Origin of the sequence: Pseudomonas sp. B21-051 (assembly GCF_024748795.1) — a bacterium.
Classification (GTDB): domain Bacteria; phylum Pseudomonadota; class Gammaproteobacteria; order Pseudomonadales; family Pseudomonadaceae; genus Aquipseudomonas; species Aquipseudomonas putida_A.
In genome coordinates this window covers 3,407,262-3,424,751 of record NZ_CP087166.1, presented here as the reverse complement: position 1 = coordinate 3,424,751, position 17,490 = coordinate 3,407,262, and the positions used below count along the sequence as shown (strand labels likewise).

At 64.5% G+C, this 17,490-nt stretch carries 1 protein-coding gene (cut by a window edge); it reads left to right on the top strand.

Going from position 1 to position 17,490, the window contains the following annotated elements; translation table 11 throughout:
- Positions 1-17,490, top strand: partial view of a non-ribosomal peptide synthase/polyketide synthase gene (locus LOY52_RS15190; RefSeq protein WP_258674767.1) — the 3' portion only. It extends 354 nt beyond the left edge of the window; 17,490 of the gene's 17,844 nt are visible here — the last part of the coding sequence; the start codon falls outside the window, past its left edge; its stop codon occupies positions 17,488-17,490.

Sequence of the window (17,490 nt, the reverse complement as noted above, 5' to 3'; positions counted from 1 at the left end):
CAGGAAGGCATCCTGTATCACCACGTCAGTGGCGGTGACGGTGATCCGTATGTCATGCAATCGCATTTCGCCTTTGCCAGCCGCGAGCGTTTTCAAGCGTTCGCTCAAGCGCTGCAAAGCGTGATCGATCGCCATGACATTCTGCGCACCGCTGTGCATTGGGCAGGACTGGACGCGCCGGTGCAGGTGGTCTGGCGTCGCGCCGAACTGCCGGTGGAAGAGGTGACGCTGCCTGATGCAAATGTCGACGTTTTGGCGTATCTGCATGAGCGCTTCGACGCCCGGCACTTCCGCCTCGACGTTACCCAGGCGCCACTGATGCGTCTGGCCCATGCCTGGGATGAAGCCGGGCAACGAGTGATCGCTACACTGTTGTTCCATCACATGGCGCTCGACCACTCGGCCCTCGACGTGGTGCGCCACGAAATGCGCGCGTGCCTCACCGGACAGAGTGAGCTGCTCGGGCGCCCGGTGCCGTTTCGCAACTACGTGGCGCAGGCGCGTCTGGGCGTCAGCGAAGCCGAGCACGAGGCGTTTTTCCGCGAGATGCTCAGCGATATCGACGAGCCGACGCTGCCTTACGGCCTGCAGGACGTGCAGGGTGACGGCAGCGAAATCGTCGAACTCAGCGTGCCGGTCGCGGCACTGTTGGGTCAGCGTCTGCGAGCGCAGGCGCGGACGCTCGGCGTCAGTGTCGCCAGCCTGTTCCACCTCGGCTGGGCGCAGGTGCTGGCCGCGCTGACCGGCAAGCAGCAGGTGGTGTTCGGCACCGTGCTGATGGGCCGCATGCAAGGCGCCGAAGCGATTGACCGGGCGCTGGGGATTTTCATCAACACCTTGCCGTTGCGGGTGAATATCGACGGGCAGGACGTGCGCGCGGCGGTCAACGCCACCCACGCCCGGTTGACCACGCTGATGCGTCACGAACACGCACCGCTGGCCCTGGCGCAGCGCTGCAGCCACGTGGTGGCGCCGACGCCGCTGTTCAGCACGCTGCTCAATTATCGCCACAGCCATAACGTGGCCACCGCCAGTGCCGAAACCCTCGCGGCGTGGCAGGGCATCACCACCCTGCATTCCGAGGAACGCACCAACTATCCGCTGACGATGAGTGTCGATGACCTCGGTGACGGGTTCAGCCTGACCCTGCTGGCCAGCACCCAGACCGATCCGCAGCGCATCTGCGATTACCTGCACTGCGCGCTGGAAAACCTGTTGCTCGCTTTGGAGCAGGCGCCGCAGACGCCGGTCAACCAACTGCCGATTCTGCCGGCGGCAGAGCTTGAACAGGTGCTGCTCGGCTTCAATGCCACCCATGTGGATTTCCCGACGGCACAGACCCTCCAGCAACGTTTCGAGGCGCAGGCGGCCGAACGGCCGGAAGCGCTGGCGGCAGTGTTTGCCGACGCGCAACTGACCTATGCCGAACTCAATCAGCAAGCCAATGCCTTGGCGCAGCATCTGATCGGTTTGGGCGTGAAACCCGACGACCGTGTCGCCATCGTTGCCCGCCGTGGGCTGGACACCCTGGTCGGGCTGGTGGCGATCCTCAAGGCCGGCGCCGGTTACGTGCCGATTGATCCGGCGCACCCGGCGGAGCGTTTGAACTACCTGCTCGACGACAGCGCGCCAGTGGCGGTGCTGACCCAAAGTCATCTGCGCGAGCGACTGCCAGCGCTAAACGTGCCGGTGCTTGAACTCGACCGCTGCACTTGGCCGCTGACGGTCACGCACAACCCGCAGGTACCGGGCCTGAGCACCGCGCACCTGGCCTACGTGATCTATACCTCCGGCTCCACCGGCCTGCCCAAGGGCGTGATGGTCGAGCATCACACCCTGAGCAATCTGGTCGACTGGCACTGCACGGCGTTCGACCTCTGCGCCGGGCGCCACACCTCAAGCCTCGCCGGCTTTGGTTTCGATGCGATGGCCTGGGAAGTCTGGCCGGCGCTGTGCACGGGCGCGACCCTGCATCTGGCGCCGACTCACGAGGGCGGCGAAGACATCGATGCCTTGCTCGCGTGGTGGTGCGCGCAGCCGCTGGACGTGAGCTTCCTGCCGACCCCGGTGGCCGAATACGCCTTCAGCCAGAACCTCGAACACCCGACCCTGCGCACGCTGCTGATCGGCGGCGACCGCTTGCGGCAGTTCAATCGCAATCAGCATTTCGACGTGATCAACAACTACGGCCCGACCGAGGCCACAGTGGTCGCGACTTCCGGTCTGGTGCAAAGCGGCGATGCGCTGCACATCGGTAAACCGGTAAGCAATGCCACGGTGTACCTGCTCGACGAACAACAGCGCCCGGTGCCGCTTGGCGTGGCTGGCGAGTTATACGTTGGCGGTGCCGGGGTTGCCCGTGGCTACCTGAACCGCCCGGACATGACTGCCGAGCGCTTTCTGCGTGACCCGTTCAGCCCCTTGCCGAATGCGCGGATGTACCGCACCGGCGACCTTGCACGCTGGCGCGAAGACGGCAACATCGAGTACCTGGGGCGCAACGACGATCAGGTGAAGATCCGTGGCGTGCGCATCGAGCTGGGCGAGATCGAAACCTGCCTCAACCAGTTGCCGGGGATTCAGGAAGCGGTGCTGCTGGCTCGCGAAGATCAACCCGGCCAGCCGCGCCTGGTGGCGTACTTCACCGAGCAGGCGCAGGTCGAAGCGCTACCGGTGGGCGAGTTGCGCGCGCAACTGCTCAGCCGGTTGCCGGAATACATGGTGCCGACGGCGTTCGTCAAACTCGCTGCGCTGCCGTTGACCGCCAACGGCAAGGTCGACCGCAAGGCTTTGCCGGCGCCCGATCTGGCAGCGCTGTTCACCCGCGAGTACGCAGCGCCCGAAGGCGAGGTGGAAAACGCGCTGGCGCAGATCTGGGCCGACGTGCTGCAGGTCGAGCGGGTCGGGCGTCAGGATCACTTTTTCGAACTTGGCGGGCATTCGTTGCTGGCGATGCGCATGGTCTCGCAAGTGCGCCAGCGCCTGGGTGTCGAGCTGGCGCTGAGCGATCTGTTTGCCAACGCCGAACTGGCGGCGGTCGCGTCAGTGCTGAGCGAGGCCGGGCGCTGTGCGCAACCGCAGATCGTGCCGGTCCCGCGTGACGGCGCGTTGCCGCTGTCGTTCGCCCAGCAACGTTTGTGGTTCCTCGCGCAAATGGAAGGCGCCAACACCGCCTACAACATTCCCGTGGCCTTGCGGCTGCGTGGCCGTCTCGACGACGCGGCGCTGCAACGCGCGCTGGCGCGGATCGTCGCCCGCCACGAAACCCTGCGCAGTCGCTTTGCGCAATTCAACGACGAAGCGCAAGTGCTGATTGCCCCGGTGGACACCGGTCTGCTGCTGCGGGTCGAAGATCTGCGCCAGCACCCGCAACCCGAGGAAACCCTGCAGGCGCTGATTCAGGGCGAAGCCTCCGGGCCGTTCGACTTGCAGGACGATCCGTTGATTCGCGGGCGACTGGTACGCCTGGCGGATGATCACCATGTGCTGTTGCTGACCCTGCACCACATCATCTCTGACGGCTGGTCGATGGGCGTTTTGACCCGTGAACTGATGGCGCTGTATCAGGCGTTCAGTCACGGCCAGCCGGATCCACTGCCGCCGCTGGCGCTGCAATACACCGACTTCGCGGTATGGCAACGACGCTGGCTCAGCGGCGAGGTGCTGCAACGCCAGAGCGAATATTGGCAACGGACCCTCGCTGGCGCCCCGGCGCTGCTGATGCTGCCGACCGATCGGCCGCGCCCGGCGCAGCAGGACTATGCCGGCAGCAGCGTCGCCGTAGTGCTCGACGAACGCTTGAGCGCCGGGCTCAAAGCCTTGGGCCAGCGCCACGGCGTGACCCTGTACATGACGCTGATGAGTACCTGGGCAATGCTGCTCAGCCGCTTGTCCGGGCAGGCTGAAGTGGTGATCGGTTCGCCGGTGGCCAACCGCACCCGCGCCGAGATCGAAGGCCTGATCGGCATGTTCGTCAACACCCTGGCCCTGCGCATCGACACCTCGGGCGAGCTGAGCGTCGAAGCGCTGCTGGCGCGGGTCAAGGCGCAAACCCTGCAAGCGCAGGCGCATCAGGATCTGCCGTTCGAGCAAGTAGTGGAAATCACCCGGCCGGTGCGCAGCCTGGCGCACAGCCCGTTGTTCCAGACCTTGCTCAGTTGGGATGGCCTCGAAAGCCCGGCGCTGGCCCTCGGCGAACTGACGCTGGAAGGCGTGGCCGAGCCGAGCCACTTTGCCAAGTTCGACCTGTCGCTGAGCCTCAGTGAGTCCAATGGCATCATTCGCGGATCGCTGGAATACGCCACAGCGTTGTTCGACCAGAGCACGGTCGAGCGCTTCGTCGGTTACTTCCAGCGCCTGTTGCAGGCGATGGTCGCCAATGATCAGGCAGTGCTGGAACAGGCGCCGCTGCTGGCGGAGGAAGAACAGCAGCGCTTGCTGGTCGAGTTCAATGCCACGGAGGTCGATTACAACCTTGATCAGACCATTCACGGCTTGTTCGAAGCGCAAGTGGCGCGTACGCCTTGGGCACCAGCGGTGGTCGCTGATGAACAGCAACTGACTTATGCCGAGATCAACGCCCGAGCCAATCAACTGGCGCGGCACCTGCGCGGATTGGGCGTAGGGCCGGACTCACGGGTGGCGATCTGCGTCGAGCGCGGTCTGGACATGGTGGTCGGGCTGCTGGCGATCCTCAAGGCTGGCGGCGGTTATGTGCCGCTGGACCCGGCGTATCCGCTGGAGCGTCTGGCCTACATGCTGGAGGACAGCGCGCCGCTGGCGGTGCTGGTGCAGGGTTCGACGCGTTCGTTGCTCGGTGACGTTGGCGTGCCGGTGATCGTTCTGGATCAGCCGCACTGGCAAGCGCTACCGACTGACAATCTATCGCTCGCTGAGTTGACTCCGCAGCACACCGCCTACGTGATCTACACCTCCGGCTCCACCGGCCAACCGAAAGGCGTGATCAACGAACATGCCGGGGTGGTCAACCGCTTGCTGTGGATGCAGGACGCCTATCAACTGACCGCCAGCGACACGGTGTTGCAGAAAACCCCGTTCAGCTTCGACGTCTCGGTCTGGGAGTTCTTCTGGCCGTTGATGACCGGCGCCCGACTGGTCATGGCCCGGCCCGAGGGACACAAGGATCCGCTGTATCTCAGCGAAATCATCGAACGCGAACACATCACCACGCTGCACTTTGTCCCGTCGATGCTCGACGTGTTCCTCGCTCACGCCGACACCGCACGTTGCAGCAGTCTGCGGCAAGTCATGTGCAGCGGCGAAGCCCTGCCGGGCAGCGTGGTGCGACGCTTCAAGCAGCAACTGCCGGGCAGCCAATTGCACAATCTCTACGGTCCGACCGAAGCCGCAGTGGACGTGACCGCGTGGAACTGCGCCGGGCCGTTGGAAAACACCCCGGACAACACGCCGATCGGCAAACCGATCGCCAACACCCGCATGTACATCCTCGATGCCCAGCAACAACCGGTGCCGCACGGCGTGGTCGGCGAGTTGTACATCGGTGGCGTGCAGGTAGCGCGTGGTTATCTGAATCGCCCGGAACTGAACGCCGAACGCTTCCTCAACGATCCGTTCCAGGCCAATGGGCGGATGTACCGCACCGGCGATGTCGCCCGTTATCTGGCGGACGGCAATATCGAGTATCTGGGCCGCAACGACGATCAGGTGAAGATCCGTGGCCTGCGCATCGAGCTCGGCGAAATTCAGGCACGCCTGACCCAGATCGACGGCATTCAGGAAGCCGCTGTACTGGCCCGCGAGGACGTGCCGGGCGACAAACGACTGGTCGCTTACTACACCGGCGCAGCGCTGGAAATCGAAACACTGCGCGGCTATCTGCTGGAAAACCTGCCGGACTACATGGTGCCCGCCGTGTTCGTGCATCTGGATGCATTGCCGCTGAGCCCCAACGGCAAACTCGACCGCAAGGCGCTGCCGGCACCGGATCTGACGGCGCTGACCGCCCGTGAATACGAAGCCCCGGTCGGTGAAGTGGAGATCGTGCTCGCGCAGCTTTGGGCGGAACTGCTCAAGGTTGAGCGGGTAGGGCGCCATGACCATTTCTTCGAACTCGGCGGCCACTCGCTGTTGGCAGTGAATCTGGTGGCACGGATGCGTCGTGCCGGACTGAGCGCCGACATTCGCGTGCTATTCAACCAGCCGACCCTCGCCGCGCTGGCCGCTGCCGTGGGCGGTGAACCGGAGGCTGAAGTCGCGGCCAACCTGATCACTGCGGACTGCACGCGCATCACCCCCGAGCTGCTGCCACTGGTGGCGCTCGACCAGCCGAGCATTGACCGCATCGTCGCGAGCATCCCCGGCGGCGTGGCCAACGTGCAGGATATTTACCCGCTGGCGCCGTTGCAGACGGGGATCCTGTTCCATCACCTGTCCGCCGCGCAGGGCGATCCGTATGTGTTGCAGGCGCAGTTTGCATTTGCCGATGAACAACGCCTGAACACTTTTACCCAAGCCTTGCAGCACGTAATCCAGCGCCACGACATCCTGCGCACTTCGCTGTTCTGGGACGGGCTGCAAGACCCGGTGCAAGTGGTCTGGCGTGAGGCGCCGCTGGCGTGCGAAGCGCTGGAGCTGAATGACACGGACGGCGATGTACTGGAGCAATTGCGCCGGCGCTTCGACGCCGCGCAGTACCGCATGGCCGTCAATCAGGCGCCGCTGATGCGCGTAATGCACGCGTGGGATTCAGCCAATCAGCGGGTGGTGGCGTTGTTGCTGTTCCATCACCTGGTGATGGACCATGTGGCGCTGGAGGTGCTGCAACACGAGATGCAGGCGTTCCTTAGCGGCCAGCCGCAGCGTCTGGCCGAGCCGGTGCCGTATCGCAATTACGTCGCGCATACCCGTGGCGCAATCAGTGATCAGGCGCATGAAGCGTTCTTCCGCGAAATGCTCGGTGACGTCAGCGAACCGAGCGCGCCGTACGGCCTGCACAGCATTGCCGAGGGCCACGCCGCAGAAGCACGCCGGGTACTCGACCTCGATCTGAGTCAGCGCGTCAGGGCCAAGGCCCGGCGGCTGGGGATCAGCGCCGCGAGCCTGATGCATCTGGCCTGGGCGCAGGTGCTGGGAAAACTCTCCGGGCGTGAGGAGGTGGTGTTCGGCACCGTGTTGCTGGGGCGGTTGCAGGCGGGCGAGGGCGCCGAGCGCGCGCTGGGGGTGTTCATCAACACCTTGCCGCTGCGCGTCGATCTCGGGCAACGCTCGGCGCAGGAAGCCGCGCTCGCTACCCACCAACAGTTGAATGCGCTGCTGCAACATGAGCATGCGCAATTGGCGCTGGCCCAGCGTTGCAGTGGTATGCCCGCCGGCACGCCGTTGTTCAGCACGCTGTTCAACTATCGCCACAGCGCCGCAGCAGGCACGCCTTCCGCGGAGGCGGCGAACGCATGGCAAGGCATGCAGTTGCTCAATACCCAGGAGCACACCAACTATCAGCTGAGCGTGAGTGTCGATGACCTCGGCGAAGGTTTCGGCTTCACCGCACTGGCTGCCACCGGCATTGATCCCGCACGTATCTGCGAGTACCTGCAACGGGCGGTGAGCAACTTGCTTCAGGCACTGGAACAGACACCGCAACTGAGCGTTGATCAGGTGTCGATCCTGGCGCCGGACGAACGCCGGCAATTGCTGGTCGAGTTCAACGCCACCGAGCGGGAATACCTGCGTGCGCTGACCGTGCACGCCTTGTTCGAAAGGCAAGTGGCGGCAGATCCGCAGGCCATCGCTGTCGTGCATCGCGGGCAAACGTCGAGTTATGCCGATTTGAATGATCGGGCCAACCGCTTGGCCCACTACCTGATCGCTCAAGGCGTACAGCCGGGCGATCATGTGGCGATCCTGCTGCCGCGCTCGCTGCAGCTGTTGGTCGCGCAACTGGCGATTGCCAAGTGTGCGGCGGCCTATGTGCCGCTGGACATCAACGCGCCGAGCGAGCGCCAGGCGTTCATGCTTGAGGACAGCCGCGCCGTGGCGTTGCTGACCCTGCGTGGCGAAAACATCGCCTATCCACTGCAGCGCATTGATCTGGATGTCCTGATGCTGAACGACCAGCCTGCGCACAACCCGAACCTGGCGCAGTCCTCGGAGACGCTGGCGTACATCATGTACACCTCCGGTTCCACCGGTACGCCGAAGGGGGTGATGGTGCCGCACCGTGGCATCGCTCGTCTGGTGCTGAACAACGGCTACGCCGATTTCAACCCGCAGGATCGCGTGGCGTTTGCCTCCAACCCGGCGTTCGACGCCAGCACCATGGACATCTGGGGGCCATTGCTCAACGGCGGGCGCGTGGTGGTGATCGATCACCAGACCCTGCTGGATCCGCACGCGCTCGCTCGCGAATTGAACGCCAGCGGGGCGACAATCCTGTTTGTCACCACGGCGCTGTTCAACCAGTACGTGCAACTGATTCCGCAGGCCCTGAAAGGCTTGCGCATGGTTCTGTGCGGCGGTGAACGCGGCGATCCGGCCAGCTTCCGCCGCTTGCGGGCCGAGGCGCCGCAGCTGCGCATCGTGCATTGCTACGGTCCGACCGAAACCACCACTTACGCCACCACGTTTGAAGTGCACGAAGTGGCGGAAAACGCCGAAAGCGTGCCGATTGGCGGGCCGATCTCCAACACCCAGGTATATGTGCTCGACGCGCATCAGCAGCCGGTGCCGATGGGCGTGACCGGCGAGTTGTACATCGGCGGGCAGGGCGTGGCGCTGGGCTATCTGAACCGTGCCGATCTGACGGCGGAAAAGTTCCTCCCCGATCCGTTCAGCGACCGTCCGGGCGCGCTGTTGTATCGCACCGGCGACCTCGCGCGTTGGCTGGCGCCGGGGCAGCTCGATTGCCTCGGGCGCAACGACGATCAGGTGAAAATCCGTGGCTTCCGCATCGAGCTCGGCGAGATCGAAAATCGTCTGTTGGGCTATCCGGGGATCAACGAAGCGGTGGTGCTCGCCCGTCGCGATGGTCAGGAACCGCTGCGGCTGGTGGCCTACTACACCGCGCACGACGGCGCGCTGGAACTGGCTGACCTGCGTGAGCATGTGCAGACGCAATTGCCGGAATACATGGTGCCGAGTGCCTGGGTGCAACTTGATACCTTGCCGCTGAACAACAACGGCAAAGTCGATCGCAAAGCCTTGCCCGAACCGGATGCTGCGGCGTTGTTCACCCGCGAATACGTTGCGCCGCAAGGTGAACTGGAAACCGCGCTGGCGCAGATCTGGGGCGAGACCCTGCAAGTCGAGCAGATCGGCCGCCATGACCACTTCTTCGAACTCGGCGGACATTCGTTGCTGGCGATGCGCATGTTGTCGCAGGTGCGCCAGCGTCTCGGCGTTGAATTGCCCTTGAGCGAATTGTTTGCCGATCCGCATCTCGTCGCGGTGGCCGAGGTGCTGAACCGCGCCGGGCGCAGCACGCTGCCGGAGATCTTGCCGGCGGCGCCTGAGCAAGCACTGCCGCTGTCCTTCGCCCAGCAACGCCTGTGGTTCCTCGCGCAGATGGACGGCGGCAACTCGGCGTACAACATTCCACTTGGCCTGCGCCTGCGCGGGCGGCTCGATGTCGAAGCTTTGCAACGCGCACTGACGCAGATCGTTGCGCGCCACGCAACCCTGCGCAGCCGCTTCGTCAGCGTCGACGATCAGGCGCAGGTGACAATTGCACCGGTCGACAGCGGCCTGTTGTTGCAGGTGGAAGACCTGCGCCAGGATCCACAGGCCGAAGCCTCTGTACAGGCGCGTCTCGCGCAGGAAGCCGCGACTGCCTTCGATTTGCAGCACGATCCGCTGATTCGCGGACACCTGCTGCGTCTGGCTGACGATCATCATGTGCTGTTGTTGACCGTGCATCACATCGTCGCCGACGGCTGGTCGATGGGCGTGCTGACCCATGAGCTGATGGCGCTGTACCAAGCTTTCAGTCACGGGCAACCGAATCCGTTGCCGCCACTGGCGCTGCAATACGGCGACTACGCCGTGTGGCAACGGCGCTGGCTCAGTGGTGAAGTGCTGCAGCGCCAGAGCGATTACTGGCAGCAGACCCTCGACGGTGCGCCGGCGTTGCTGACCCTGCCCACCGACCGTCCGCGTCCGGCACAGCAGGATTTTGCCGGCAGCAGCGTCGAAGTACGGCTCGACGAGCGTCTGAGCGTCGGCCTCAAAGCCTTGAGTCAGCGTCACGGCGTGACCCTGTTCATGACCCTGATGAGTGCCTGGCCGCTGCTGCTGAGTCGTTTGTCCGGGCAGTCCGACGTGGTGATCGGCTCGCCGGTGGCCAACCGCACCCGGGCCGAGATCGAAGGCCTGATTGGCATGTTCGTCAACACCCTGGCCCTGCGCATCGACACCTCGGGTGAGCCGAGCGTGGCCACGCTGCTGGCGCAGGTCAAGGCGCGCACGCTGGAGGCGCAGGCGCATCAGGATCTGCCGTTCGAGCAGGTGGTGGAAATCGCCCGGCCGGCGCGCAGTCTGGCGCACAGCCCGTTGTTCCAGAGCACGCTGAGCTGGGACAGCAACGTGGGGCCGAACCTGGTGCTGGGCGATCTGAGCCTCGAAGGCGTGGCCGCGCCGGGGCAAATCGCCAAGTTCGATTTGACCCTGACCCTGGGTGAGGTCAACGGGGTGATTCGCGGTTCGCTGGAATACGCCACGGCGTTGTTCGATCAAGCGACCATCGAGCGTTATGTCGGTTATCTGCAGCGCCTGCTGGCGGCGATGGTCAACGATGAGCAGACAGTGCTGGAGCGGGTGCAATTACTCGCCGAGTCTGAGCGTCAGCGCTTGCTCTACGACTTCAACGCCACTGCACGCGATTACCCGCAAACCCTGACCGTGCACGGGATTTTCCAGCAGCAGGCAGCGGCGCATCCCAAGGCGGTGGCGGCGGTGCATGGCGAGCATTCGCTGAGCTATTTTGAGCTGAACGCCCAGGCCAACCGTCTGGCGCATCACTTGATCAGCCAAGGCGTGCAGCCGGGCGACCACGTGGCGATCCTGCTTCCGCGTTCGCTGGAATTGCTGGTGGCGCAACTGGCGATTGCCAAGTGCGCGGCGGCCTATGTGCCGCTGGATATCAATGCGCCGAGCGAGCGTCAGGCGTTCATGGTCGAGGACTGTCAGGCAGCGGCGTTGCTGACCCTCAGCCGTGAAGTCATCGACTACGCTGCACCACGCATCGACCTCGACCGCTTGACCCTGAGCGGCCAACCGACGCACAACCCGAATCTGGCGCAGTCCTCGGAGTCGCTGGCGTACATCATGTACACCTCCGGCTCCACCGGCACCCCGAAAGGCGTGATGGTCCCGCACCGCGCCATCGGCCGCCTGGTGCTGAACAACGGTTACGCCGATTTCAACCCGCAGGACCGCGTGGTATTCGCCTCCAACCCGGCGTTCGACGCCAGCACCATGGACATCTGGGGGCCGCTGCTCAATGGCGGGCGCGTCGTGGTCATCGATCACCAGACCCTGCTTGATCCAAATGCGTTCGGCCATGAGTTGAGCGCAACCGGGGCGACCGTGCTGTTCGTCACCACTGCGCTGTTCAATCAGTACGTGCAGTTGATTCCGCAGGCGCTCAAAGGCCTGCGCATTCTGCTGTGTGGTGGTGAGCGTGGCGATCCGGCGGCGTTCCGTCGACTGCTGGCCGAGGCGCCAGAGTTGCGCATCGTGCACTGCTACGGCCCGACCGAAACCACCACTTACGCCACGACGTTTGAAGTGCGTGAAGTGGCGGAAAACGCCGAGAGCGTGCCGATTGGCGCGCCGATCTCCAACACTCAGGTGTATGTGCTCGACGCGCATCAGCAACCGGTGCCGATGGGCGTGACCGGCGAGTTGTACATCGGCGGGCTGGGCGTGGCGCTGGGGTATCTGAATCGCGCCGATCTGACCGCCGAGAAGTTCCTGCAGGATCCGTTCAGCGAGCAGCCGGGCGCGCTGCTGTATCGCACCGGCGACCTCGCACGCTGGCTGGCACCGGGGCAGCTCGATTGCATCGGACGCAACGACGATCAGGTGAAGATTCGCGGTTTCCGTATCGAACTGGGCGAAATCGAAAACCGCCTGCTCAACTGCTCGGGGATCAAGGAAGCCGTGGTGCTGGCGCGCCGCGATGGTCAGGACATCACGCGTCTGGTGGCCTACTACACCGCGCACGCCGGCCGTCTGGACAGCGCCGATCTGCACGCGCAGTTGCTGGCGCGACTGCCGGAATACATGGTGCCAAGCGCGTGGGTGCAATTGGATGTGCTGCCGTTGAACAACAATGGCAAAGTCGACCGCAAGGCGCTGCCGGCGCCGACGCAGGCAGCGCTGCTCAGCCGGGTGTATGTGGCGCCGATCTCGGCGCTGGAACAACACTTGGCACGGATCTGGGCCGGTTTGCTGCAGCTCGAACAGGTCGGTCGCCACGACAACTTCTTCGAACTGGGCGGGCATTCGTTGCTGGCGATGCGCATGCTGTCGCAGGTGCGCCAGCAGTTGGGCGTCGAGCTGACACTCGCCGAGCTGTTCGCTAATCCTGAGCTGGCCGCGGTCGCCGAGGTCCTGAGCCGGGCAGGGCGTAGCACCTTGCCGGAGATTTTGCCGGCACCCCGTGATCAGCTATTGCCGTTGTCCTTCGCCCAGCAACGCCTGTGGTTCCTGGCGCAGATGGACGGCGGCCACAGCGCCTACAACATCCCGGTCGGTCTGCGCCTGCGCGGTCGGCTGGATGAAGATGCGCTGCAACGGGCACTGGCACGCATCGTTGAGCGTCACGAAACCCTGCGCAGCCGCTTCAGCCAGATCGACGATCAGCCGCAGGTGCTTATTCTGCCGGCCGAGAGCGGTCTGTTGCTCGCGGTAGAAGACCTGCGTCAGCACCCGCAGGCTGATAACGCCTTGCGCGGCCTGATCGAGGAACAGGCCTGCGCCTCGTTCAATCTGCAGCACGATGCGCTGCTGCGCGGACGTCTGGTGCGTCTGGCGGATGATCATCATGTGCTGTTGCTGACGCTGCACCACATCATCGCCGATGGCTGGTCGATGGGCGTGCTGACCCGTGAGCTGGCGGCGTTGTATCAGGCGTTCAGCCGTGGCGAGGACGATCCGTTGCCGCCGCTGGCGCTGCAATACACCGATTACGCAGTGTGGCAACGGCGCTGGCTCAGCGGCGAGGTGCTGCAGCGCCAGAGCGATTACTGGCAACAGACCCTGGCCGGCGCGCCGGCCTTGCTGACCCTGCCCACCGACCGACCGCGTCCGCCCCAGCAGGACTATTCCGGCAGCCGCGTCGACATGCTGCTCGATGAACAGTTGAGCGCCGGTTTGAAAACCTTGTGTCAGCGTCGCGCGGTGACGCCGTACATGGTGATCATGAGCGCCTGGGCGATGTTGCTCAGCCGCTTGTCCGGGCAGGACGACGTGGTGATCGGCTCGCCGGTGGCCAACCGCACCCGCGCCGAAATCGAAGGCCTGATCGGCATGTTCGTCAACACCCTGGCGCTGCGCATCGATACCTCGGGCGAGCCGAGCGGCGAGGTGCTGCTGGCACGGGTCAAGACTCAGACTCTGGAAGCTCAGGCGCATCAGGATCTGCCGTTCGAGCAAGTGGTGGACATCAGCAAACCGCTGCGCAGCCTGTCGCACAGCGCGTTGTTCCAGACCATGCTCAGTTGGGACAACAACGACGACCCGAGCCTGACCCTCGGCGACCTGACCCTGGAAGGCGTGGCCGGCGACAGCCATTTTGTGAAATTCGACCTGTCGCTGAGCCTCGGCGATTCGCCCGACGGCATTCGCGGTTCGTTGCGCTACGCCACAGCGTTGTTCGATGAGTCGACGGTGCAGCGGTTTGTCGGCTACTTCCAGCGACTGCTGACGGCGCTGATCAATGATGATCAGGCAGTGCTTGCGCGAGTGCCGTTGCTCGCACCGCAGGAGCAGCAGCGTTTGCTGGTCGATTTCAATGCCAGCGCCGTTGATTGTCCGCTGGAGCAGCCGTTGCACACGCTGTTTGAAGCGCAAGTGCGGCGCAAACCGGACGCTGTCGCGCTGCAGTCCGCGCAAGGCAACCTGACCTACCGCGAGCTCAATCAGCGCGCCAACCGCTTGGCCCAGCACCTGCGCGAACTCGGTGTGCAGCCGGATGCACGGGTGGCGATCTGCGTCGAGCGCGGGCTGGATCTGGTGGTCGGTCTGCTCGGCATTCTCAAGGCCGGTGGTGCTTATGTGCCGCTGGACCCGAGCTACCCGGCGGAACGCCTGGCGTACATGCTCAAGGACAGCGCGCCGACCGCGGTGCTGGTGCAAACGGCGACTCGCGGGTTGTTCGATGAAGCGGCCGTCACGGTGATCGACCTTGACCGCAGTACCTGGCAGCACCTGCCGGATCACGATTCGCCAGTGCCGGGCCTCAGTGCTTCGAATCTTGCGTACATGATCTACACCTCGGGTTCTACCGGGTTGCCCAAAGGCGTGATGATCGAGCATCGCAGCGCCTGCAACATGGTGCACTGGGGCTCGCAGATTTCGCCGCCGACCGAACACGGCGCGTTGCTGCAAAAAGCACCGTTCAGCTTCGACAGTTCGGTGTGGGAGATCTTCTGGCCGCTGTGTTCGGGGATGCGCCTGGTACTGGCGCGACCGGACGGCAACCGCGATTCGGCGTATGTGGTGCAGACCATTCGCGAGCAGCAGGTCACCGTAGTCAAGTTCGTCCCGGCGCTGTTGCAGCAGTTCATCGAGCAGGACGGTGTCGAGCAGTGCAGCAGCCTGACCGATGTGCTCAACGGGGGTGGCGAACTCAGTGCGGCGCTGGCCCGCCAAGTGCGCGATCGCCTGCCGTGGGTTCGGTTGCACAACGTTTACGGCCCGACTGAAACCACGGTGGACAGCACGGGCTGGACGCTGGAACCGGACATGTCGGTGCCGGACAGCGTGGTGCCAATCGGTACAGCCTTGAGCAACACTCGGTTGTACGTGCTCGATGCGTATGGTCAACCCGTACCACAAGGTGTCAGCGGTGAGTTGCACATTGGCGGCGTCGGCGTGGCGCGTGGTTATCACGGCTTGCCGGAGATGCAGGCCGAGCGTTTCATCGACAGCCCGTTTGTGGCGGGTGATCGCCTGTATCGAACGGGGGATCTGGCGCGCTACAACAATCATGGGGAACTGGAATTCCTCGGCCGCAATGACTTCCAGATCAAGCTGCGGGGCTTGCGCCTGGAGCCGGGGGAAATCGAGGCACGGTTGATCGAGCATCCGGCGATTCGCCAAGCGGTGGTGATGGTGCGTGATGAGCGTCTGGTGACCTGGTACAGCTTGCGCTCGGGCGTAGAAGCACCGAGTCTTGAGACGTTGCGCAGCCATGTGCTGGAGCGCTTGCCGGAGTACATGGTGCCGGGCGCGTTTGTGCTGCTCGACACTTTGCCGCTGACACCGAACGACAAGATCGACCGCAAAGCCCTGCCGGAGCCGGGAGCCGACGCAGTCATCAATCGCCCATACGTGGCGCCCGAGGGTGAAGTCGAAACCGCTCTGGCGCGGATCTGGGGTGAAGTCCTCGGCGTCGAACAGGTCGGTCGTCACGACAACTTCTTCGAATTGGGCGGGCATTCGTTGCTGGCGGTGAAGCTGGTCAATCTGCTGCAACGGGCTGGGTTGCAATTGTCGCTGGCCGAACTGTTCCAGCATCCGAGCATCGAGTCTGCCGCCGCGCTGCTCAGTCAGGGCGAGGCGCTCGGTCAGCCTGACGGGCTGGTCGTGGTGCGTGCCGGGGCGCACGGTACGCCGCTGTTCCTGCTGCATGAGTTCAGCGGCAGGGACGTGTACTTCCCGACGCTGGCCCAGCACATCGGTGGCGGGTTCCCGATTTACGGCCTGCCCGGCGTGCCGCTGGGGCAAGCGCAATTGCGCACGCTGGAGTGCATGGCGCAGCGCATGGTCGGGATCATCCGCGCGGTGCAGGCGCATGGGCCGTATCGTCTGGCGGGCTGGTCGTTCGGCGGGGTGCTGGCGCACGAGGTCGCGCAGCAATTGCTCGGCCTCGATGAACCGGTGGAGTTCATCGGCATGCTCGACAGCTACGCACCAAACCCGCTCGCCCAGGACAAGGCCATGTGGAGCGGCGAGGGCCTCGACAAGCGTCAGTTGCTCGGCCATTGCCGTGGGCGTTCGCTGATGCTCGGTGCTGAAAGCGAGGCGGCGCTGGCGGCGGTGCAAGCGCTGGAAGCGCAAATCGAACAACTGGATTTCCCGGAGCTGTTCAAGCGCTGTCAGGCGCAGCAACTGACCGATCCGGAACTGGCGACGGTCAGCGCGGCGGACGCCTGGCATTACTTTGATCGCGAAGCGGCGCATCGTCTGGCGCTGGCGCATTACCGGGTCAGCCCGGCGAGCCAGACGATCCATCTGTTCCGTGCACAGGAGTTGATGGACGGCCAGTCGATGCCGAGCCCGACGCGCGGCTGGGAAGAGCGCTTCGATATTGGCTTGCTGCACTGCATCGACATCCCCGGCGATCACCGGACCATGATGAAGCACCCGCACATTCAGGCACTCGGCCAGGCCATCACCCAGGCGCTGGAAACCCTGGTGACGCCGGAACTGGCACTGTATCAACCGCTGCTGACGATTCAGACCGGGCAGCCGGGGCATGCGCCGATTTTCTGTGTGCCGGGGGCGGGTGACAGTGTCACCGGGTTCATTCACCTGACCGAGGCGATCGGCCCGGAATGGCCGATCATCGGCCTGCAACCGCGCGGGCTGGACGGTGTCAGTGTGCCGCACAGCGCGGTCGAGGCCGCTGCCGCGTTCTACCTGCAGGCCATCGAGCAGATTCACCCGCAAGGGCCGCTGCACCTGATCGGCCATTCGTTCGGCGGCTGGGTCGCGCATGCCATGGCCGCGCAGTTGCAGGCCGCCGGGCGCGAGGTGGCTTCGCTGACGTTGATCGACAGCGAGGCGCCGGGCGGTGACGGCACGGCGGGCAAACCGTACACGGCCACTGCCGCGCTGCAACGGCTGATCGACACCCTGCAATTGTCCTGTGGCAAATCGCTGGGCGTCGATCCTGCGACCTTCGCCAACGCCGACGACACCACGCAATTGCGCCTGCTGCACGCAGGCATGGTGCGCGCCGGGGTGTTGTCGGAACGCGCGGCGCCGGACGCGATGCACGGCCCGGTACGTACGTTCGCCACGGCTTTGCGCACGGCCTATCAACCGCGTCTGGCCTACACCGGGCCGGTGCGGCTGGTGCTGGTCGATGACCCGACGCTGGACGAGTGGGGCAATCAGCGTGAACACGCGGCGGTGCTCGAAGGCTGGCAGCGGCAGGTCAGCGATCTTGCGGTGTGGTACGGGCCGGGCAACCACTTCACGATTCTCAAGGCACCCAACGTCTTCAGTTTCGCCGCGTGGTGGCATGACGGTCTGACGCTGGCGGTCGGCGAAGTGCTGTCCTGA